This window comes from Kitasatospora sp. NPDC050543, assembly GCF_044457565.1.
Classification (GTDB): domain Bacteria; phylum Actinomycetota; class Actinomycetes; order Streptomycetales; family Streptomycetaceae; genus Kitasatospora.
In genome coordinates this window covers 52818-72808 of the sequence record NZ_JBITGZ010000021.1, presented here as the reverse complement: position 1 = coordinate 72808, position 19991 = coordinate 52818, and the positions used below count along the sequence as shown (strand labels likewise).

Here is a 19991-nt window from a genome sequence, read left to right as displayed (position 1 = left end):
GTCACTCCTCCGTGGAGATGAAGACGTTCTTGGTTTCGGTGAAGGCGTTCAGGGCGTCCGGGCCGAGTTCCCGGCCCAGGCCGGACTGCTTGAACCCGCCGAACGGGGTCGAGTAGCGCACCGAGGAGTGCGAGTTGACGGACAGGTTGCCCGCCTCCACACCGCGGGCGACCCGCAGGGCCCGGCCCAGGTCGCGGGTCCAGATGGAGCCGGAGAGCCCGTACTCGGTGGCGTTGGCGATCCGCAGGGCGTCCTGCTCGTCGCGGAACGGCACCACTGTGACGACCGGGCCGAAGATCTCCTCGGTGAAGGCGGGCGAGGCCTGGTCGACGGGTGCCAGCACGGTCGGCGGGAACCAGAAGCCCTTGCCCTCGGGCACCGCGCCACGGACGGCGACCGGCGCCGACTCCGGTACGTACCGGGCGACCCGGTCGCGCTGCGCGGCCGAGATCAGCGGCCCCATCTCGGTCGCCTCGTCGCGCGGGTCGCCGACCTTCACGCCGAGGACGGCGGGCTCCAGCAGTGCCATGAACTCCTCGAACGCGCTCTCCTGGACCAGGATCCGCGAGCGTGCGCAGCAGTCCTGGCCGGCGTTGTCGAAGACGGCGTACGGCGCGCTGGCCGCGGCCTTCGCCAGGTCGGCGTCGGCGAAGACGATGTTGGCGCTCTTGCCGCCGAGCTCCAGCGTGACGGGCTTGACCTGGGCGGCGCACCCAGCGGCCACGGCCCTGCCGACCGCGGTGGAGCCGGTGAAGACCACCTTGCGGACGTCGGGGTGGGTGACGAACCGCTCGCCGACCACCGCGCCGCGCCCGGGGAGCACCTGGAGGACGCCCTCGGGGATACCCGCCCGCAGGGCCAGCTCGGCCAGCCGCAGCGCGGTCAGCGGGGTCAGCTCGGCGGGCTTGAGGACGACGGTGTTGCCGGCGGCCAGTGCGGGGGCGAAGGCCCAGGCGGCGATCGGCATCGGGAAGTTCCACGGCACGATGACGCCGACCACGCCCAGGGGCTCCTGGAACGTCACGTCGATCCCGCCGGCCACCGGGATCTGGCGGCCGAACAGCCGCTCCGGCGCCGCCGCGTAGTACTCGATGACGTCGCGGGCGTTGCCGGCCTCCCAGCGCGCGTTGCCCACCGTGTGGCCGGCGTTGGCGACCTCCAGCTGGGCCAGCTCCTCGCGCTCGGCGTCCACGGCCGCGGCGAAGGCCCGCAGCAGCCGGGCCCGGTCGGCGGGGGCGACCCGGCGCCAGCTCTCGAAGGCGGCCTTGGCGCGGGCGATCGCGGCGTCGGTCTCGGCGAGGCCTGCCATCGCCACCGTCTCGATCACCTCCTCGGTGGCCGGGTTGACCACCTCGAAGAGGTCGGGCTCCGCTTGGGTCATGACTGGGTCTCCTTGACGAAGGCTTCGAACAGGCGGGGATCGCCGGGGTCGGCCTCGGGGTGCCACTGCACCCCGAGGGTGAAGCGCCGGCCGGGCAGTTCGAGGGCCTCGACCGTCTCGTCGGCGCTCCACGCCGTCGCCAGCAGCCCGCCGCCGAGGCGGCCGACCGCCTGGTGGTGGTAGCAGGGCACCTTGGCGGCGTGGCCGAGGATCTCGCCCAGCCGGCTGGCGGGTCTGATCACCACGCCCTGCCGGTTGTAGGTGGCGGGCGCGATCTGGTGGCTGTCGTCGCCGGTCCGCTCGGGCAGGTGCTGCACCAGGTCGCCGCCGAGGGCGACGTTGAGCAGCTGCATGCCCCGGCAGACGCCGAGCAGCGGCAGGTCGAGTTCGAGCGCGCCGTGCAGCAGGTCCCACTCCCAGGCGTCCCGCAGCGGGTGCGGCTCGCCCGTACGCGGGTGCGCGGGGGCGGTGTACCTGGCCGGGTCGATGTCCGGGCCGCCCGCCAGCACCAGGCCGTCCAGCCGGCCCAGCAGCCGCCGGACCGGGCCGGACTGCGGCGGCAGCAGGACGGGCGTGCCGCCGGCCCGCTCGACGGCGTCGACGTACGCCTGCGGGAGCAGCGCGGCCGGGGTGCGCCAGACCGCCCAGGCGGCCTCGTCGAGGTAGCTGGTGATCCCGATCAGCGGGCGGTCCGGCGCGGGCGTCGGGCCCGTGGACGCGGCGTGCGGGGTGCTCACAGCCGCTCGAAGCCGCGGCGCCGCTCCCAGTCGGTCACCGCCGCGTCGTAGGCGGCCAGTTCGACCCGGCCGGCGTGGGTGTAGTGGCGTACGACGTCCTTGCCGAAGGCCAGCGCGGCCGGCTCGCTGCGCTCGAACGCCTCCACCGCGTCGCGCAGCGTGGCGGGCACCCGCGGCGCGTCACTGGCGTACGCGTTGCCGCTGAACTCGGGCTCCAGCTCGAGCTGTTGCTCCACGCCGTGCAGTCCGGCGGCGATCAGCGCGGCGACCGCCAGGTAGGGGTTGACGTCCCCGCCGGGGACCCGGTTCTCGAACCGCAGTGACGGGCCGTGGCCGACCACCCGCAGCGCGCAGGTCCGGTTGTCGCGGCCCCAGGCGATCGCGGTGGGGGCGAAGCTGCCCGGGACGTACCGCTTGTAGGAGTTGACGGTGGGTGCCAGCAGCAGCGCGAAGTCGGCCAGGCAGGCCAGCTGGCCGGCCAGGAAGTGCTCCATCACCTTGGAGAAGCCGTGCGGTCCGTCGCCCGCCATGACCGGCGTGCCGTCCTCCTCGCGCAGGCTGAGGTGGATGTGGCAGGAGTTGCCCTCGCGCTCGTTGTACTTCGCCATGAAGGTGAGGCTGACGCCCTCCTGGGCGGCGATCTCCTTGGCGCCGGTCTTGTACACCGCGTGGTCGTCGCAGGTGGTCAGCGCGGGGCCGTACTTGAAGGCGATCTCGTGCTGGCCGAGGTTGCACTCGCCCTTCGCGGACTCGACCACCAGGCCGGCACCGGACATCTCGTTGCGCAGCCGGCGCAGCAGCGGTTCGATCCGGGAGGTGCCCAGGATGGAGTAGTCGACGTTGTACTGGTTGACCGGCGTCAGCCGGTGGTAGTCCTTGTCCCAGGCCTGCTCGTAGCTGTCGCGGAAGACGATGAACTCCAGCTCGGTGCCCGCGTAGGCGTGCCAGCCGTAGGCCGCCAGGCGCTCCAGCTGGCGGCGCAGCACCTGCCGGGGCGAGACGGCGACCGGGGTGCCGTCGTGCTGGTGGACGTCGCACTGGACCATCACGGTGGCGGGGTGCCAGGGGACGCTGCGCAGGGTGGCGAGGTCGGGGGTGAGGACGAAGTCGCCGTAGCCGCTCTCCCAGGAGGAGACGTCGTACCCGTCCACGGTGTTCATGTCGATGTCGACGGCCAGCAGGTAGCCGCAGCCCTCGGCGGCGTTCGGGACGACGTCGGTGAGGAAGTACTCGGCGGCGATCCGCTTGCCCTGCAGCCGGCCCTGCATGTCGGTCATGGCGAGCACGACGGTGTCCACGGAGCCGTCGGCGACGAGTTCGCGCAGCCGTTCCAGGGTGAGTCGGGGCCTGGTCATCGGGTCTCCAGTTCGGCGGTCCGGTCGGGGAGTTCCTCGGGGCTGTCCTGGACCTTGGGCCCGGTGAACCAGTGCCGGGCCGAGATCAGCCACCAGATCCCGGCGAAGCCGAGGACCGCCGCGACCGCGACGGGGGTGTAGTTGAAGCTCACTGCGGTGATCGGGCTGACGGTCGGCAGCATGAACAGCACGGTGATCAGCGCCGTCCAGCCGACGGCGAGGATACCGACGGGCTTGCTCCAGCGGCCCAGGTGCCACGGGCCGCGCTGGAAGGAGTCACCCTGACGGAGTCTCAGGAACACCGGGATGACATAGGCGATGTAGAGCCCGATCACCGACACCGAGGTGACGGCGGCGTACGCGGTGGCGTTCCAGAGGTCCTGCGCGCCGAGCAGGAAGGCACCGCCGGTGGCCAGCCAGACGGCACTGGTGGGCGTCTGGGTGCGCGGGTTGATGCGGTGCCACAGCCGTGATCCCGGCAGCGCGCCGTCCCGCGAGAAGGCGTAGATCATACGGGAGTTGGCGGTAACCGAGGCCATCCCGCAGAAGAACTGGGCGCCGATCACGATCAGCAGCAGCAGCTTGGCGCCGGTGTCGCCGATGGCGTCCAGGAAGATCTGCGCGGGCGGCACGCCCGTGGAGCTGCCCAGCGCGCCGTCGTAGTCCTGGATGGCGAAGGTGATGCCGAGCAGCAGCACCCAGCCGGCGGCCAGCGAGACCAGCACCGAGTTGACGATGCCGCGCGGGCCGGAGCGCGCGGCGTCGTGGGTCTCCTCGGTCATGTGCGCGGAGGCGTCGTACCCGGTGAGGGTGTACTGCGCGAGCAGCAGGCCGAGCATCGCGACGTAGAAGGAGCTGTGGAAGCCGGTGTTGTTGACGAACTTGGTGAACACGAAGGACGCGGAGGCGTGGTGGGAGGGCACCAGCACCAGCGCGCCGACGATCACCAGCACACCGACCAGGTGCCACCAGACGCTGACGTTGTTGAGGATCGCCACCAGCCGCACGCCCCGGGTGTTGAGCAGCCCGTGCAGGAGCAGGATGACGGCGAACAGGGCGACGGTGTGCGCGGGTGTCGCCGCGAAGCCCCACTGCATTTCCAGGAAGGCGTTGGTGAAGAAGGCAGCGCCGAAGTCGACCCCGGCGGTGACCGCGACCTGCCCCATGAAGTTGAAGTAGCCGGTGAACCAGGCCCAGGCGGGCCCGCGCGAGGGGGCGAGCTTGGCGGCCCAGTAGTACAGGCCGCCGGCGGTCGGGTAGCTGGAGCAGATCTCGGCCATCGCGAGGGCGACGCAGAGCGTCATCAGGCCGACCAGCGGCCAGCCCCAGGTGATCATCGCCGGGCCGCCGGTGTTGAGGCCGAAGCCGTAGAGGGTGAGGCAGCCGGAGAGGACGGAGACGATGGAGAAGGAGACGGCGAAGTTGGAGAAGCTCGACATCGAGCGGGCCAGCTCCTGGGTGTAGCCCAGTTCGCGCAGTCGCTGCTCATCGGATGAAACGGGTGGTGCATCTGCCGGAAACATCGGAGCGGCAGCGTGGTCGACGGGTGATTTCTCGGAGGACATGCGCACCCCTGGGGGTTCGGTGGGGGATCCGAAACGTGCGCCCACAGCACTGTGGTCGGTCAATGGCCCGGAAGTAGACCATTGGCGTAGACGGCATGTTTCCCCCAGCGTGGCCATCACGTCAAGGGGGTGTGCGCAGGGTCCGCCGGCGCCGCACCTCGGTACGATTCCGGGGTGGACCAGGCTGGCGGGCACGACACGCGGATGGACTGGCAGGGCGGTGCGATCTTCCGCCCCGTCCGGATGGGCAACGCGTTCGAGGAGACGGTCGAGCGGATCCTGGAGGCCGTGAAGCTCGGCGTCTTCGGCTACGGCGACCGGCTGCCCGCCGAACGCGAACTCGCCGCCCGGCTGAACGTCAGCCGCGAGACCCTCCGGGAGGCGATCCGCTCGCTCCAGCAGGCGGGCTGCGTGGAGTCCCGCCGCGGCCGGTACGGCGGCACCTTCGTCACGTACCGGCTGCCGCCGCCCGACCTCGGCGAGCTGCGCCGGGTCGTCCAGGACATGGGCGCCGAACTGGAGGACGCGCTCACCTACCGCCTGGTGCTGGAGACCGGCGCCTCCGAGCAGGCCGCCAGACGCCGGCTCACCGAGGACCAGCGGGCCTACCTGCAGGAACGCCTCTGCGAACTGGAGGGCGCGAGCCCGGAGGCGTACCGACAGCTGGACTCGCGCTTCCATCTCGCGATCGCCGAGCTCACCGGCTCGCACTCGCTGGCCGCCGGGATCGCCCAGTGCCGGATGCGCCTGAACGACCTGCTGAACGCCATCCCGATGCTGGAACGCAACATCGACCACGCCTCGGAGCAGCACCGCGCGATGGCCGAGGCGATCCTGAGCGGGGACGTCGAGGGCGCCCGCCGCGCCACCGAGGAGCACCTGGAGGCGACGGCCGCGCTGCTCCGCGGCTTCCTCGGCTGAGGTCTCGCACGGACCGCCGTCGGCGTGTCGCCCGAGGTCACCCGGTCGGCCCACTGGCAAACCCGTCGTTACCGATTCGCGACATGAATCGCGCCGCCGGGACGTGCGGTCGGCGCGTCACCGGACGACACTCGGAGGCTCACCCGGCACGGGCGGCAACGGCGCCGCCCGGACAAGGAGAGCGGCATGTTCGGTCGGAAGTCCACCAGCTCCGAGAGCGATTGCCTGGCTGCCCTGGTCGCTGACGCCAACCGCTGGCAGTACGGCGGCCAGTACGCCCGGCGGCTCCAGGAGCACCGCCCACGGCCCCCGCGCACACCGGAGCAGCGCACCCCGCCGGCCGGCAGCTGAGCGCCGGCGGGGCGAAGCCGGGCCGCGCACTGTGCGGGGCCTGGCTTCGGGCGGCCGGCCCGCAGGGGGCAGGCGGGTCGGCCGGCGGCCATCGGCCGGGCGCGTTCGTACAGCGCGGGAGTCCACGAAGTGCTCCTGCAACGCGGGCGACGACAACCCGTTCTAGCGGTCCGAAGGGTCACAACCCCGAAGGTCCCGGCCGCATTCGCGCCGGGGCCTGCGGCACGCGGTGTGCGTGCGTAGGGTGCCGTCATACGACTCCGGTGGGACTGGTTGAGCCCCGTGATGACCGTGCCGTTCGTGCCGACGCTCGGCCCGGTTCACCCCGACGGCCTTGGTCCCGAGGTGTTCGCGGACGTCATCAGGGTCGCCGGCACCGGCCGGTTCCTGCCGTACGACAAGGATCGGCGCTGGTCGGACGACAAGGACGAGACCGTCCTCGCGCTCGACATCGTTCACCGGCCCGGCCAGACCCTCCTCCCGACACTCACCCGGCGCGGAGCGGGCGCCGTCAAGGTCCACGTCTACGGCGAGCCGGGACTACCGCAGTACTTCGGCGTCCTGCCGGGCTACCGGGGCCGCGGCTACGGCCGCAGGCTGTGGCGGGCCGCCATGCACTGGGGTCAGACACATGACGCCGTCTACCAGCTTCTTCAGACCGAGGTCGCAGGCCCGTCCGACGCCCTGTGCAGATCCGAAGGTCTGACCGATCTCGGCCTCGTCCACACCGCCACGCTCTGAACCCCGTCCGGGCCGCCGGTCGGCCGTCCTCCGCTGGTCAGGGCCGCGGTCTGACCAGCGGAGGACCTACGGGGATATCGAGTGACGCCGTCCCGAGAAGGGAGGCCGCCCGCACTCCCACCGCCGGTACAAGGCCGGGGACTTCCCCGTCGCCGAGCACGCCCACGCCCACCCGAGCTCCCGGTCTGGCATCGTGAGCAGGATCTGGAACTGGCCGAGCAGTACGTACGCGCGGCCATCAAGATCAGCGACCATCACAAGGAGCTGCTGTGACCGTCATCTCCTCCGAGTTCGTGGCCGGCTTGGCGGCCGACGCCGAAGCCGCCGGCATCACCGGCTGCGTCGCCGCCGCCGTGATCAACCACGACGGCCGCGTGCTGCTCGTGCGCCGCAACCCCGACGACTACATGGGGGGCCTGTGGGAGATCCCCTCCGGGACGGTCGAGTCCGGGGAGACCATCCTGGACGCTCTGCACCGCGAGACCAACGAGGAGACTGGCCTGACCATCGATCAGGTCACCGGCTACATCGGACACTTCGACTACGAGAACAGCCGCGGCGGCACCACCCGCCAGTTCAACTTCGCCGTCACCGTGGAGAAGACCGAACCGGTAGTCCTCACCGAGCACGACGCACACCAGTGGGCACTCCCCAGAGAGCTGCCGGAGGTGAGCGACGCGGTTCGGGGGCTGATCGCACCCTGAGGTGGTGCGAGTGTGGCGGGCCCCCGGGGATCCGAGGGCCCCGCCCACACTCGCACCACCCCGATCAGTGCCGGTGGTGGTTGTCGGGCTGGGCCGGGTCGCCCGGGTGTTCCAGGCCGGGGATCAGCTGGAGCCGGTGGGCGCGGGCGTGGTCCAGCCAGCGGACGAAGGCCGTGCGGCGTGCGGCGGCCAGCAGCTGCGGCTTCGGGTCGGTCTCCGTCGGGCCGGCCCGGCGCTCCCCGGCCAGGGCCGCCGTCCACTCGCCGACCACCACCTGCTGCCCCGGCTCCACCGAGCGCAGCGCCGTCGCCAGCGCGTCCGGCAGGGTCTGCGGATCCGCCTCGAATTCGCCGTCCGGGGTGACGATCCGCCAGAGCGAGCCCTGCGCGGGGCGGGCGGTCGCCGCCCGGTAGCCGGCCACCTCCTCGGGCGTGACCGTCACCTCGGCGGTGACCGCCTCGTACAGCGCCCGGACGGCGGCGCTGCCCTCGAAGGCCGCGGCCGTGATGGAGCCGAGCTCGACCGCCGCCCGCTGGTCCAGGCGCACCGGCGGCGCCGCTCCGACGTCCAGCCCGCGCCCGGCGGCCTCGGCCGTGCACAGCTCCTCGGTGAGGATCACCTGGGCGACCCAGCGCCGCAGCTGCCGGTCCTCGGCGCTGCCCCGCACGGGCAGGGCGGAGGACCTGGGCCCGCCGCGCAGGGCGGCGAGCCGGCGGTCGAGTTCGGTCCGGGGCAGCGGCCGCCCGTCGAGCAGGCCGAGCAGCGCGGGCTGCTGCGGCGGATGCTCGTGGCCGCGCTCGTGCACCCGGTGGTCGTGCGACGCGTGCTGGTGGGTCACGGCGCCACCACCAGCTCGACGGTGGGCGCGTACTGGCAGCGGCCGAACCACATCACCTTCGCCAGAGCCCAGTACGCCCCCGGTTCGGCGTCGCGTGGCACCGCCAGCTCGAAGTCGACCTCCGCACCGGCGCCGGCCGCCACCGAGAAGCCGCGCACCGGATCGGCGATCAGCTCCCACGTCCCCCACGGGGAGACCAGCTGGAGCTCACCGCGGATCTCGCCGCGGGTGCGGTTGGTCAGCACCACCCCGAGCCGCGCCCGCCCGCCCGGGGCGAGCCGCAGCGAGCCGGCGGAGACGGCCACCGACAGCCCGGTGTCCCGCCCGGCCTCGGCCCGGGTGCCCTGGGCCGCCGCCCAGTCCTCGGGCACCTCGCCCGGCACCGGCAGGACCTCGGACGGCTCGCCGACGGCGATCGTCGCGACGTCCTCGATGCTCTGCCCGTCGTGCTCCACCCGGGCGGCGACGAAGTACAGGCCCGGCTCCAGGCCCGCCGGGGGAGTGAGCGTCACCGGGAACCGCAGATGACCCCCCGGCGCGAGCCGATACGGCCGCCGGCCGGTGCTCACCCGCCACCCCGCCGGGGCGAGCACGCTCGCCGTGCCCTCCACCGAGGCGTCCCGCAGCTGCGAGGCCAGCACCACCGACAGCTCCACCGGCCCGCCGTCCGTCCGCAGCAGACCCGGCGTCAGGCCCACCGAGACCGGCAGGTAGCCCATCGGCGCCGGCCCCCGGTTGTGCAGCCAGTACCGGGCGTGCACCGGCTGCGCCCGCTCGGCGACCGGACCCAGCGGCGCCCCGCCCGCCCAGGCCATCGCCGGCACGCCGACCACCGTCGCCACCTCGGAGCCCGCCAGCTCCAGGCTCGCCGGCGCGTCCGAGCTGCGCTCCAGCAGGTCGGCGGCGCGCAGCTGGGAGAACTCCAGGGCGCCCGCCAGCCGCGCCGTGCGGCCGAGCCCGGTGGACTCCACCAGCCGCAGCGTGACGCCGGAGGCGGGCTCGGAGACCGCCGCCGAGCCGTGCGCGATGGGGTTGCCGGTGGCCTTCAGGGCGCCGAGCAGTACCTCGCGGGCCGGCTCGACCCGCAGGTAGGAGTGGGCGGCCGGCAGCGGGCCCGGGTGCGGCTCGGCCGGCGCGGCGTACAGCGGGTGGTTGAACTCCTGCCCCTGCGCGGGCAGCGTCAGGGCCCGCCAGTCGCCGTCCCCGGAAACCAGAGCGTAGGCGAACTCGTGCGTCCAGTGCTGGAGTTGGAAGGAGCTGCCGTCCGGTGAGGTGCGCCGCGGCGGATCGATCCAGACACCGGAGGGCCAGCCGGTGCACGAGCGCATCAGCGACAGGTGCAGCGCGCCGCTCGGGTCGACGGCGAAGCCCGGCAGCCCGTACGTGAGCAGCGCGACGGTGTGGTCGGTGAGCTGCTCGGCGGCGGGCAGCTCACCCGCGCAGACGGCCGACACCCGGGCGTCGGCCAGGTCCTCGGCCAGCGCCGCCGGGTCGGTGACCACCAGTGCGGGCAGCGCCCGCAGGTCGCGCAGGTCCGCGTTCGGCTGCCAGACCTCGTGCAGCGCCTTCTCGGCGGGCACCCAGACCCGTCCGTGCCGGGACAGCATCGCGCCGTACTCGGCCCCGGCCCGCTCCAGCAGCTCCTTGGCCGCGTCGTTGCGCTCCGGGCCGCCCAGCACGATCCGGAAGTCCGGCAGGTTGGAGTCGACGTCCAGCCAGCCGTAACGCGACCAGTCGGCGCTCGCCGTGGTCGCGGTGACGCCGACCCGGGCCAGCGCCACCACCAGCTTGCGGGCGTCGGCGGCGCTCCCCAGCTCCGGGACGACCACCTCGGCGACGCCCAGCGCCCGCTCGCCGAGCGGCGTGCCGTCCGGCGCGCTCAGCCGGACGCGGGCGGTGGAGCCGAGCCCGAACCAGGTGTTCGCCGGGTTGTCCAGCGTCCACGGCGCCTCGGCCACGTCCACGTCCGGCAGCGCGAAGCCGCGCCCGACGACCGCGTCGGCGACCTCGCTGACCGGCAGCGCACCCGGCAGGTCCAGCGGGAAGCGCACCCGCAGCAGCCGGTCGGCGCCGGAGTGGTCGACCACCCGGGTGCGGCAGTCCACCCGCTCGACACCGTGCCACAGGGTGACGCTCTGCTCGTAGCGCACCCCGTCCACGGTGCCGGAGATCAGCAGCCGCTCACCGAGCGGCCCGCTCTCGCACCGCACGCTCGCGGCGCCCTCGCACGAGCCCAGCACCGGACCCTTCGGCAGCAGGTGCCACGGGCCCTCGCCGAAGTCGGGGTGCTGCGGGTACTCCTTGTACACCCGCAGCTCGTTGCCGACGCCGCCGCCCCGGATCAGCTCCCGGCCGTGCGCCTTGTCCAGGACGGACGCCAGGCCGCCGCCCCGCTCCGGATCGGCGCTGACGCGGTACCGGTCGTTCTCGATGGTGCGGCCGGCCTTGGCGCTCCATGCGGGCTCCACGGTGCCGGCGCCCGGCAGCAGCCGCCAGGTGCGCCAGCCCAGCGCCGGGACGTCGGCCGCGAAGAAGCGCAGGGTGCCCCGGTCCACCACGCAGGGCAGCTCGGTGCCGTGTTCGTCGAGCACCCGGCCGCCCTCGAAGCGCTCCGGCAGCCGGACGGCGACCAGCGCCGAGCGGTCGAAGGACAGCGTGTTGGCGACGACGACCGCCGTGCCCTCCCCGCGGGTGTCCACCCGCCCGATCAGGGCCTCCAGCGCGGTGTCCCGAACGGCGCCGGCCAGATCGTGGGCCTCCCGCCAGCCGGCCAGCAGGTCGATGTAGACCTGGTCGGACTCCGAGCCGGTGATCGCGTCGTGGTGGGCGCCGTAGGCGAGTTGGCGCCAGACCTTGTCCAGCGCGGCGTCCGGGTAGCTGCCCAGGCCCTCCAGGGCGGCCAGGGTGGCGAGCTTCTCGGCGTCCACCGCGGCCACCTCGCCGGCCCGCTGCGCCTGCTTGGTGTCGATGTACGAGACGTCCTTGCCGGTGTAGACGGGGTTCATGTCGCGGGTCTGCGGGCTGGGCCGGCGGCCGGTGGCGGCCAGTTCGGCGCGGACGGCGGTCAGGAAGTCGCGCGGGGTGCCGCAGACGAACCTGGGCCAGAGGTAGCGGGCGGCCCAGGAGCGGTGGATCTCGGTGACCCACTTGTTCGGCGGGGTGTAGTCGGTGCCGACCGGCAGCAGCAGGTTCTTCGTCGCGCCGACCGGCTTGAGCTTGCGGTACAGCTCGTAGACCGCCTGCTCGGCGGCGGCGAGGTCGGGGGAGGAGTCCATCCACCAGCCGGCCGAGTAGTGGTGCGGCATGAAGTGGGTGAGCACCCCGCGGCCCGAGGGCGAGATCCACTCGAACTCGCTGGGGAACTGCATGACGGTGGCGTCGTCCTTGGCCTCACGGAAGTTCTTCTGGATCGGGCCCCACTGGTGGAACGGGCCGCGCGCCCAGGCGCTGCCGGTGAGCCCGGCGGCGGCCAGGTAGCCGGGGAACTGCGGGTCGTGCCCGAACACGTCGAGCTGCCAGGCCGTCTGCGGGTCGCCGCCGAGGATGTCGCGCTGGTAGCCGACGCCGTAGACGATGTTGCGGATGGTGGTCTCGGCGGCCGTCAGGTTGGTGTTGGGCTCGTTGTAGGTGCCGCCGATCAGCTCCACCTGGCCGCTCGCCAGCAGCCGGCGCAGGTCCTCCCGGCGCTCGGGATGCAGGTCGAAGTACGGCTTGAGGTAGTCGATCTCGGCGAGTACGAAGCGGTAGACCGGGTCCCGCAGGGCAAGGTCGAGGTGGGCGTCCACCAGCGCGAAGCCGTTGCGCTCCCAGAGCGGGCGGGTGGTGGCGTCCCCGGACAGCAGCTCCCAGGGGGAGGTGTACGCCGCCTGGGTGTTCCACCACACCGGGTCGTAGTGGAAGTGCGAGACCAGGTACATGGTCCAGCCGGGTTCGGCGACGCTCACCTCGGCCTCGGCGCGCGCGGCGCCGGCCGTCACGACGACCGGCAGCCGCGCGCCCGGTACCGGGTCGGCGATGCTCAGCGGCACCTCGACCACCCCCGTGCCGTGGGCCTCGCCGCCGACCCCCGGGCCGGTGACGCGGACCTCGCTCGGCGGCCCCGCCAGCGTCACGCGCAGGATCTGGCGCGGCGCGTCCTCGGAGCCGACGAACAGGTCGGTGGATTCGACGGCGGTGATGGTGACCGGCACGGGGGTGGTCCTCTCTGTGGTGGCGGAGCGTACTGCCCGGGCAGACCGGCCCTACGAGCCCCAGGCCTCGAACTCGTAGACGCGGGCGGCCGGGTCCGAGGTCTGGGTCGGCCCGGTGACGACCAGCCGGACGTAGCGGGCGGTGGTGCTCACCGGGTGGGTGGTGCTCGCCGCGGTGTTGCCGGTGGTGGTGGCCACGGTGGTCCACGGGTCGGAGGTGGAGCCGCGCACCTGGATGGTGAAGTCGCGGGTGTTCCAGGCGGCGCTCTCCCCGCCGGCGGCGGCGTGCCGGACCACGAACCCGGACAGCGGATGCGCCGCCCCGAGGTCCACCTCCAGCCACTTGCCGCCGCTGTTCAGGGTGCACCACTTGTCGCCGTTGCCGCCCGTGACGCTGCCGTTGACGGCCTTGGCCGGGCCCTCGGCGGCGTTGCACTGCCCGGACGCGGTGGCCGGGCGGCCCAGTGCCAGGTTGCTCACCGCCGGCGTGGTGTCCGTCCAGCCGACGGTGGTGGTCGCCGCGGCCGAGCGGCCGTACTCGGTGGAGATCGCCTCGACCTCCACGGTGGTGCTGCTCTCGGTGCCCACCCGGTCCAGCCGGGGGACGAAGTAGGCGTCGTCGGGGGTGGCGCCGAGGAAGGTCCGGCTGCCGTCCGGGTTGCGGCGGTACACCTCGTAGTGGTGCACGGCGCCACCGGCCGAGGCCGTCCAGGCCAGGCGCAGCGACTTGCGGCCGGGGGAGACGTCGGCCGCGCCGAGCACGGTCGGCGCGGTGGGCGCGGCGGTGGTGTCCACCGCGCCGTCGTAGAGCGCGAGCTGACCGATCCGCACCTCGTAGGAGTCGATGCTCTGCGCGGCGGCGGCCCGGAGCCCGATCTGGGCGATCGTCCGGCCGGCGAACGCGGACAGGTCGAGCGTCCTGCGCTCCCAGCCGGTGCCGGTGGTTGAGCCGAGGTCCAGCGTGGTGAAGACCGTCGGGGCGTCGGTGAACGACACCGCCGCCCGGAGGTTGGTCGGGCCGGCCGCCGGGGTCTTCAGCACCACCGAGAGCCGGGTGTCGGCCGCCACCGGCAGCCTGGTCTGGTAGAGCCGCACGGTGTTGGCCGCGTCCAGCCGCCCGGCCAGGCGCAGCGAGGAGCCGCCCTGGTAGGCGTCGGTGAAGTCGATGGAGGGCGTCAGCCTGCTGCCGGTGGAGGTGACCAGCCAGCGGTAGGTGGGCGGGACGTCCTGGAGGGAGAGGTTGTTCCAGCCGCCGGTGGCCGCCCGGGCGCCGCCCGAGTTGTAGAAGTCGCCCTGGCCGGTGTTGAACGAGGTCACGAACGGCTTGGCGGTGATCGCGGTGGCCTCGGCGACGTAGTTCGCCAGGCCCTTCCAGGGGGAGGAGGTGGTGGTGTCGGACGGATCGCCGTTGGCACCGACCCAGTAGCGCGCGTCCCTGGCGTAGAAGTCGGCCCGGTCGGTGGCGGACTTCCAGGTCCACTCCGGGCGGTAGAGGCCCAGCGAGGTGGTGTGCGCCCTGCCGGCCGGGAAGAGGGTGTCCCAGGAGACGCCGGTGTTGTAGCCGTTGGCCTCGGTGTCGATGCCCGAGTACAGCTCGTACTCGCCGCGGCCGAGGGATCTCGCCCGGTCACGGGAGGAGTCCAGGCCCGCGGCCGTCCAGCCGAAGTTGAGGAACATCGAGTCGGAGCTGCGCCGGGAGCCGTCCTGGAGGAAGGCGTCGTTGGCCGTGGTCAGCGCGTTCTGCCAGTTGACCGAGCCGGACTCGGTCATCGCGTCGTACCACATGAACTCCACCGGGCTCCGCGCCTTGGTGTACTGCATCAGGGCGCGCACCTCGGAGGCGAGCGCGCTGTCGCCGCCGTCGGTCTCCTGGTTGATGAACCAGCCGTCGAAGCCGTAGTACTGCGCCGCCTGGGCCAGCTTGTCCGCGACGGGGTAGCGGCCGCCGGACTTCTGGGTGAGGTCGCGCACCCATTGGAGCCGGCCGCCGTACGCGGTGGGCGGGAAGAACACGGTGCCGTACACCTTGACGCCGTTGCGGTGGGCGGCGTCGATGACGGTCGGGTTGGGGGCGAGGATCAGGCCCTCGCCGGCCGAGCCGCCCCAGAAGACCAGCTTGTCGACGTACTGCCAGTAGCCGAAGGCGTAGTAGTCGGGGTCGGCGGAGCCCTGGGAGGGGTTGGCGGAGGTGGGGCCGAAGGAGACCAGCGAGGCGATCCGGCCCTCACCACTGCGGGCGTTGGCGTTGGCTCTGAGGGCGGGGTCGGCGGTGCGCGGTTGCAGCGGCACACGGGAGCGGTTGAACCTGGCGTCCGGGTCGGTGGCCGGATCCCAGCCGAGGATGGTGTTCGGGTACCAGTAGGAGGCGTACGGTTGGCCGCCGCCCGTAGCCGTAGCCGTAGCCGTAGCCGCAGCCGGTGCCGGCGCCGCCGGGGCGGGGGTGGCGGTGGCCGCCGGGGTGGCGGTGGCGGGGGACGTGCAGAGGGCGGTGGCGGCGAGCGCCGCGCAGATCGGTAAGGCTGACGCCAGTCGTACTCGCATCCGGGTGCTCCGATTCCAGCGTGGGAGGAAGGCGTTGCTGGTGCGGTGGAACGACGCGCGGTGCCGTCGGCGGCCGGGGCGCGAGCCGTGGCCGCCCGTGGCCGGGGCGGCCCCGAGGCCCGGCCGGCCCCTGCTCGGGTCGCAGCCTAAACCGATTTAGGGACTCTGCCAAGGGTCGGCGGAGCAGTGCTCTCCCGGACGGTCAGGCGAGGTGTGGGCGTCTGGACGTCCGCCCGGGTCGCCGGTTCGGCGATCGCCGCCAGCAGGACGTCCGCGACCTGCTCGCCGAGCGTGAAGGTGTCCCGGGACAGCGCGGTGAGCGCCGGGTGGACGATCCGGGCGAGCACCGAGTCGTCGAAGGAGACGATCGACAGCTCGCCGGGCACCGCCACGCCCATCTCGGCGGCGACGCCCAGCCCGGCCACCGCCATCACGTCGCTGTCGTAGACGATCGCGGTCGGCCGCAGCGGCCGGGAGAGCAGCGTCCGGGTGGCGGCGGCGCCCTCGGCGTCGCTGAAGTCGGTCGGCACCGAGACCGCCTCCGCCAGGCCCAGCCGCCGGGCGCAGTCGCGCAGCGCGCGGATCCGGCGCTGGGTGTGCTGGAAGGCCGGCAGCCCCGCGAGGTGCGCGATCCGGGTGTGGCCGAGGGCGGCCAGGTAGTCGATGATCGAGAGCATCGCCTCCCGGTCGTCGGCCCAGACACTGGGCAGGCTGCCGTGCCGCCCGGGCCCGCCGAGCACCACGGACGGCACGCCGAGCTCCTCCAGTACCGCGATCCGCGGGTCCTGGACCTGGAGGTCGACCAGGATGAAGCCGTCCACCCGGTGCTCGGAGGCCCACCGCCGGTAGACCTCGATCTCGGCCGCGGTGTCCTCGACCACCAGCAGCTGGAGCGCCACCGCCTGCGCGGACAGGCCGGCCTGGAGCCCGGACAGCAGCTGGGCGAAGAACGGCTCGACGCCGATGGTCCGCGCCGGGCGGGCGATGACCAGGCCGACCGCCCCGGCCCGGGCGCCGCCCAGGGCGCGGGCCGCGCTGTGCGGGCGCCAGCTCATCTCCTCGGCGATCCGCAGGATCCTGGCCCTGGTCGCCTCGCTCACCCCGGGGCGTCCGTTGAGCGCGAACGACACGGCGCCCTTGGACACCCCGGCCCGCTGCGCGATGTCGGCGATCGTCGGTCTGCCCACGGAGGCGGCTCCTCTTCCCTCTGGTTTCCGGCTGCGGTGGCCGGGGTGCGGGCCCGCCGACGACCGGCGGCCCGAACGACCTGCTGAACGACCTGCCGGCTGACCCTGCTGAACGATGCGATGACCGGTCACCGGCGGGTGTGCCGGCCGGCCCGACCTGACCAACGATCCGGGCCGCGAAGGGTGCTCCCGCCGCGGCGGATCGCCGCTCGCCACCGGCGGCGGACCGGCCGGGCGAGGAGCCGAACGGGCGACGCGGTGGCGCCGGCGGGCCGCGGCGGAGCACCGCGATGCGGCCGCCGCCCTCTTGACGCCGAAGTCTAGCCAAGAGGATAGTCCTGCATCGCTAGAGCGGTTTAGTTCCCCGGCCATCAGCCGGAGGCGGGACGGTCCAGGCGGTCGGCCCGCTTGTCCGGATCACTCAGCACAGCGGGAGAATCATGCGCAGACACTGGACCCGGCCCGCCCTGACCGTCCTCGCGGCCATCGCGCTCGCCGGCTGCGGCCTCGGCAGCAGCGGCCCCGCCGAGGACGCCGCAGGTCAGGTCACCGGCGAGGTGAAGGGCAAGGTCACGCTGCAGACCTGGGCCCTGAAGCCCAAGTTCACCGACTACCTCCAGGGCGTCGTCGCCGCCTTCGAGAAGAAGCACCCCGGCGTCCAGGTCGACTGGCTCGACCAGCCCGGCGACGGGTACTCCGACAAGGTGCTCAGCCAGGCGGCCGCCGGCGGCCTGCCGGACGTCACCAACCTGCCGCCCGACTTCGCGCTCCCCCTGGTCCAGCAGGGCCTGCTGCTCGACGTGGCCGAGGCCGATCCCGGGCTGACCGAGGAGTACGTGGCCGGCGGGGTGGACGCCTACCGCTTCGCCGGCCACGGCGGCGCCTACGGCTACCCCTGGTACCTGAACACCGACGTCAACTACTGGAACTCCGAGCTGCTCGCCGAGTACGGCCTGGACCCGAAGAAGCTGCCGACCACCCTGGACGAGCTGATCGCCCAGGCCAGGGTGGTGAAGGAGAAGTCCGGCGGCGCCACGTACCTGATGAGCCGCAAGCCCGGCCTGGGCGACCTGGCCAACGCCGGGGTGAAGATCATGTCCGAGGACGGCAAGAGCTTCACCTTCAACACCCCCGAGGCCGCCGCCCTGCTCGACAAGTACCGCGACGCCTATCGGCAGGGCCTGCTGCCGCAGGACGTCCTGACGGACAAGTACGCCGGCAACGCCAAGCTGTTCAACGCCGGCACCGCCGCCTGGACGACCGGCGGCGGCAACTACATCACCAGCCTCGCCACCGACAACCCCTCGCTGGCGCCCAAGGTCATACCCTCGCCCGCGATGGGCACCCCGCCGCTCTACGTCCAGGGCCTGTCCGTCTCGCGGAAGAGCAAGAACCTGCCCGCGGCGATCGCCCTCGCCCGCTGGGTCACCAGCGCCGAGAACCAGGCCGCCTTCGCCCACCTCACCAGCATCTTCCCCAGCACCAAGGCCTCCGCGGGAGACGCGTTCTTCAGCCGCAGCGACGGCAGCAACGCCGGGGACGCCAAGGCCATCGCGTTCGCCTCGCTGGCCAGGGCCGCGCAGCTCCAGCCGGTCCAGGTCGACGGCGCGATGAGCGACGTCGTCAACCAGCAGATCGCGCTCGCCGTCAGCGGCGGCGCCACCTCACGCAAGGCACTCGACGACGCGGCCGCCAAGTGCAACCAGTTGCTGAACGACTGACGCCCCGGAGACTGCACCGATGACCCACCGACGCTGGTTCACCCCGTGGCTGCTCGTCGCGCCCGCACTGCTCTGGCTGGCGGTCTTCAACATCTGGCCCTCGGTCAACACGGTGGTCCTGTCGTTCACCAACGCCAAGCCGCTCGGCGGCGGACGGTTCGTGGGCCTGGCCAACTTCCGCCGGGCCCTCACCGACGACCAACTGGCCGACGCGCTGCTCAACAGCGTGGTCTACATGCTGGTCTGCCTGCCGCTGCTGACCCTGCTGCCGCTGCTGATGGCGGTCCTGGTGGAGAAGAAACTGCCCGGCATCACCGCCTTCCGGACGGCCTTCTACACCCCGGTGATCGCCTCGGCGGTGGTGGTGGCCCTGATCTGGGGCTGGGTCCTGGACGACCGCGGCCTGGTCAACGGCATCAACCAGCAACTCGGCTGGGCCGCCGGCCCGCTGCCCTTCCTCACCGACCGCTGGCTGCTGCTGTTCAGCGCCATCGCCCTGACGGTCTGGAAGGGTCTGGGCTACTACATGGTGATCTACCTGTCGGCGCTCGGGAACGTCGGCCGGGAACTCCACGAGGCCGCCGCCGTGGACGGCGCCGGGGCCGCGCGCCGCTTCTACCACGTGACCCTGCCCGGGGTCCGGGGCACCATGCTGCTGGTCTCGGTGCTCATCTCGGTCTCCGCCCTGCGGGTCTTCTCCGAGCTGTACATCCTCTCCGACGGCACCGGCGGCCCCGGCGGGCGTGACATGTCGGTGGTGATGCTCATCCAGATGTACAGCCGGGGCTTCACCGGGCACCTGGGCTACGCCTCCGCGCTGAGCCTGCTGCTGTTCGCCGTCACCGTCGGGCCGATGCTCCTGCTGCTGCGCCTCAACCGGAAGGCGGCCTGACGATGCCCACCCCGCGACCCGTACGCGGCTTCAACACCACCTCGCCGGCCGAGAGGACGCTGCGCTACCTGCTGCTGGTCCTGGTGCTGTTGCTGACCATCGGCCCGTTCCTCTGGCAGCTCTCCACCTCCCTCAAGGGCCCCGGCGAGGACATCTACACCCGGGCCCCGAGCCTGCTGCCGCAGAGCCCCACGCTCGGCAACTACCTCAAGGTCGCGCAGACCGTCCCGGTCTGGGACTACGCGCTCAACTCGCTGACCGTGGCGGCGATCACCGTCGTGGGCAACACCGTCGGCGCCACCGCCGCCGGCTTCGCCCTCGCGCGGCTGCGCTTCCGCGGCGGGCGGCTCGTCCTCGGGCTGCTGCTGGCCACCCTCGTGCTGCCCGGCGAGGTCACCATCGTCTCCCAGTACGTGACCGTGCGCAGCCTGGGCCTGGCCGACACCCTGGTCGGCGTCGCGCTGCCGGGGGCGATCGGCATGCTCAACGTGCTGCTGATGCGCACCGCCTTCCTCGCCCTGCCCGCCGACCTGGACGCCGCCGCGATCGTCGACGGCGCCAACGTGTGGCAGCGGTTGGTGCACATCGCCCTGCCCAATGTGCGAGGCATGCTGAGCGTGATCGTCATCTTCTCCTTCATCGGGGCGTGGGACGACTTCCTCTGGCCCCTGATCGTGCTCACCGACCCGGACAAGTACACGCTCACCGTCGGTCTGCAGTACCTGAACGGCACCTTCAGCGCCAACCCGAGGCTGATCGCGGCCGGCACGATGATCGCCTTCCTGCCGATCGTGATCGTGTTCGGCACACTCCAGCGCTTCTTCTTCAAGGGCGTGGAAGAGGGCGCCGTCAAAGGCTGAACACCCT

At 72.7% G+C, this 19991-nt stretch carries 15 protein-coding genes; 7 read left to right on the top strand and 8 right to left on the bottom strand.

Annotated features, from left to right (window positions below; translation table 11 throughout):
• Position 1: 1 nt before the first annotated feature.
• Genes ACIBH3_RS24260 through ACIBH3_RS24245 form a run of 4 tightly spaced genes read right to left on the bottom strand, consistent with a single transcriptional unit; the run spans position 2 to position 4996 of the window.
• Entirely contained in the window at positions 2-1381 is a 1380-nt protein-coding gene (locus ACIBH3_RS24260; protein ID WP_396314158.1) for an aldehyde dehydrogenase family protein, read from the bottom strand.
• Positions 1378-2118, bottom strand: coding sequence for a gamma-glutamyl-gamma-aminobutyrate hydrolase family protein (locus ACIBH3_RS24255; RefSeq protein ID WP_396314157.1), 741 nt, complete (start codon positions 2116-2118; stop codon positions 1378-1380). The genes ACIBH3_RS24260 and ACIBH3_RS24255 overlap by 4 nt, the downstream gene beginning before the upstream one ends.
• Entirely contained in the window at positions 2115-3473 is a 1359-nt protein-coding gene (locus ACIBH3_RS24250; protein WP_396314156.1) for a glutamine synthetase family protein, read from the bottom strand. Before ACIBH3_RS24250 ends, ACIBH3_RS24255 begins: the two co-directional genes overlap by 4 nt.
• The gene (locus ACIBH3_RS24245) at positions 3470-4996 is read right to left on the bottom strand and encodes an amino acid permease (protein ID WP_396314155.1); all 1527 of its coding nucleotides are present in this window, start codon (positions 4994-4996) and stop codon (positions 3470-3472) included. Before ACIBH3_RS24245 ends, ACIBH3_RS24250 begins: the two co-directional genes overlap by 4 nt.
• Positions 4997-5212: 216 nt before the next feature.
• Between ACIBH3_RS24245 and ACIBH3_RS24240 the strand changes: the two genes are divergently transcribed.
• The 4 genes from ACIBH3_RS24240 to ACIBH3_RS24225 all read left to right on the top strand — a co-directional run bounded on the left by ACIBH3_RS24240 (position 5213) and on the right by ACIBH3_RS24225 (position 7755).
• Positions 5213-5959, top strand: a complete 747-nt coding sequence (locus ACIBH3_RS24240) for a FadR/GntR family transcriptional regulator (protein ID WP_396314154.1) — start codon at positions 5213-5215, stop codon at positions 5957-5959.
• A gap of 186 nt (positions 5960-6145) precedes the next feature.
• Positions 6146-6310: a hypothetical protein gene (locus tag ACIBH3_RS24235; RefSeq protein ID WP_396314153.1), complete on the top strand. Its 165-nt coding sequence runs from the start codon at positions 6146-6148 to the stop codon at positions 6308-6310.
• Between the two features lie 285 nt (positions 6311-6595).
• Positions 6596-7051: a GNAT family N-acetyltransferase gene (locus tag ACIBH3_RS24230; RefSeq protein WP_396314152.1), complete on the top strand. Its 456-nt coding sequence runs from the start codon at positions 6596-6598 to the stop codon at positions 7049-7051.
• 269 nt (positions 7052-7320) lie between these two features.
• Positions 7321-7755: an NUDIX domain-containing protein gene (locus tag ACIBH3_RS24225; protein WP_396314151.1), complete on the top strand. Its 435-nt coding sequence runs from the start codon at positions 7321-7323 to the stop codon at positions 7753-7755.
• Between the two features lie 64 nt (positions 7756-7819).
• On the opposite strand, the gene ACIBH3_RS24220 is transcribed toward ACIBH3_RS24225, so the two are convergent.
• From ACIBH3_RS24220 to ACIBH3_RS24205, 4 genes are all read right to left on the bottom strand, one after another.
• Complete coding sequence (locus ACIBH3_RS24220) at positions 7820-8593, bottom strand: hypothetical protein (protein ID WP_396314150.1); 774 nt, start codon at positions 8591-8593, stop codon at positions 7820-7822.
• Complete coding sequence (locus ACIBH3_RS24215) at positions 8590-12783, bottom strand: NEW3 domain-containing protein (protein WP_396314149.1); 4194 nt, start codon at positions 12781-12783, stop codon at positions 8590-8592. Before ACIBH3_RS24215 ends, ACIBH3_RS24220 begins: the two co-directional genes overlap by 4 nt.
• Before the next feature lie 51 nt (positions 12784-12834).
• Positions 12835-15324 (bottom strand): discoidin domain-containing protein, encoded by a 2490-nt coding sequence (locus ACIBH3_RS24210; RefSeq protein WP_396314148.1) that lies wholly within the window; start codon positions 15322-15324, stop codon positions 12835-12837.
• Between the two features lie 146 nt (positions 15325-15470).
• Entirely contained in the window at positions 15471-16511 is a 1041-nt protein-coding gene (locus ACIBH3_RS24205) for a LacI family DNA-binding transcriptional regulator (RefSeq protein WP_396314147.1), read from the bottom strand.
• 440 nt (positions 16512-16951) lie between these two features.
• On the opposite strand from ACIBH3_RS24205, the gene ACIBH3_RS24200 reads away from it, so the two are divergent.
• The 3 genes from ACIBH3_RS24200 to ACIBH3_RS24190 are packed head-to-tail and all read left to right on the top strand — an operon-like array spanning position 16952 to position 19984.
• Entirely contained in the window at positions 16952-18232 is a 1281-nt protein-coding gene (locus ACIBH3_RS24200; RefSeq protein ID WP_396314146.1) for an ABC transporter substrate-binding protein, read from the top strand.
• 19 nt (positions 18233-18251) lie between these two features.
• The gene (locus tag ACIBH3_RS24195) at positions 18252-19124 is read left to right on the top strand and encodes a carbohydrate ABC transporter permease (RefSeq protein ID WP_396314145.1); all 873 of its coding nucleotides are present in this window, start codon (positions 18252-18254) and stop codon (positions 19122-19124) included.
• A gap of 2 nt (positions 19125-19126) precedes the next feature.
• A complete protein-coding gene (locus ACIBH3_RS24190; RefSeq protein WP_396314144.1) occupies positions 19127-19984 on the top strand; it encodes a carbohydrate ABC transporter permease in 858 nt (285 codons plus the stop codon).
• The last annotated feature ends 7 nt before the right edge of the window (positions 19985-19991 follow it).

What these genes read in the sequence shown, in the direction of transcription:
- ACIBH3_RS24250 (WP_396314156.1), bottom strand. Translation starts at nt 3,473, where the DNA reads ATGACCAGGCCCCGACTCACCCTGGAACGGCTGCGCGAACTCGTCGCC.
- ACIBH3_RS24230 (WP_396314152.1), top strand. Translation starts at nt 6,596, where the DNA reads ATGACCGTGCCGTTCGTGCCGACGCTCGGCCCGGTTCACCCCGACGGC.
- ACIBH3_RS24200 (WP_396314146.1), top strand. Translation starts at nt 16,952, where the DNA reads ATGCGCAGACACTGGACCCGGCCCGCCCTGACCGTCCTCGCGGCCATC.
- ACIBH3_RS24195 (WP_396314145.1), top strand. Translation starts at nt 18,252, where the DNA reads ATGACCCACCGACGCTGGTTCACCCCGTGGCTGCTCGTCGCGCCCGCA.
- ACIBH3_RS24245 (WP_396314155.1), bottom strand. Translation starts at nt 4,996, where the DNA reads ATGTTTCCGGCAGATGCACCACCCGTTTCATCCGATGAGCAGCGACTG.
- ACIBH3_RS24190 (WP_396314144.1), top strand. Translation starts at nt 19,127, where the DNA reads ATGCCCACCCCGCGACCCGTACGCGGCTTCAACACCACCTCGCCGGCC.
- ACIBH3_RS24210 (WP_396314148.1), bottom strand. Translation starts at nt 15,324, where the DNA reads ATGCGAGTACGACTGGCGTCAGCCTTACCGATCTGCGCGGCGCTCGCC.
- ACIBH3_RS24260 (WP_396314158.1), bottom strand. Translation starts at nt 1,381, where the DNA reads ATGACCCAAGCGGAGCCCGACCTCTTCGAGGTGGTCAACCCGGCCACC.
- ACIBH3_RS24235 (WP_396314153.1), top strand. Translation starts at nt 6,146, where the DNA reads ATGTTCGGTCGGAAGTCCACCAGCTCCGAGAGCGATTGCCTGGCTGCC.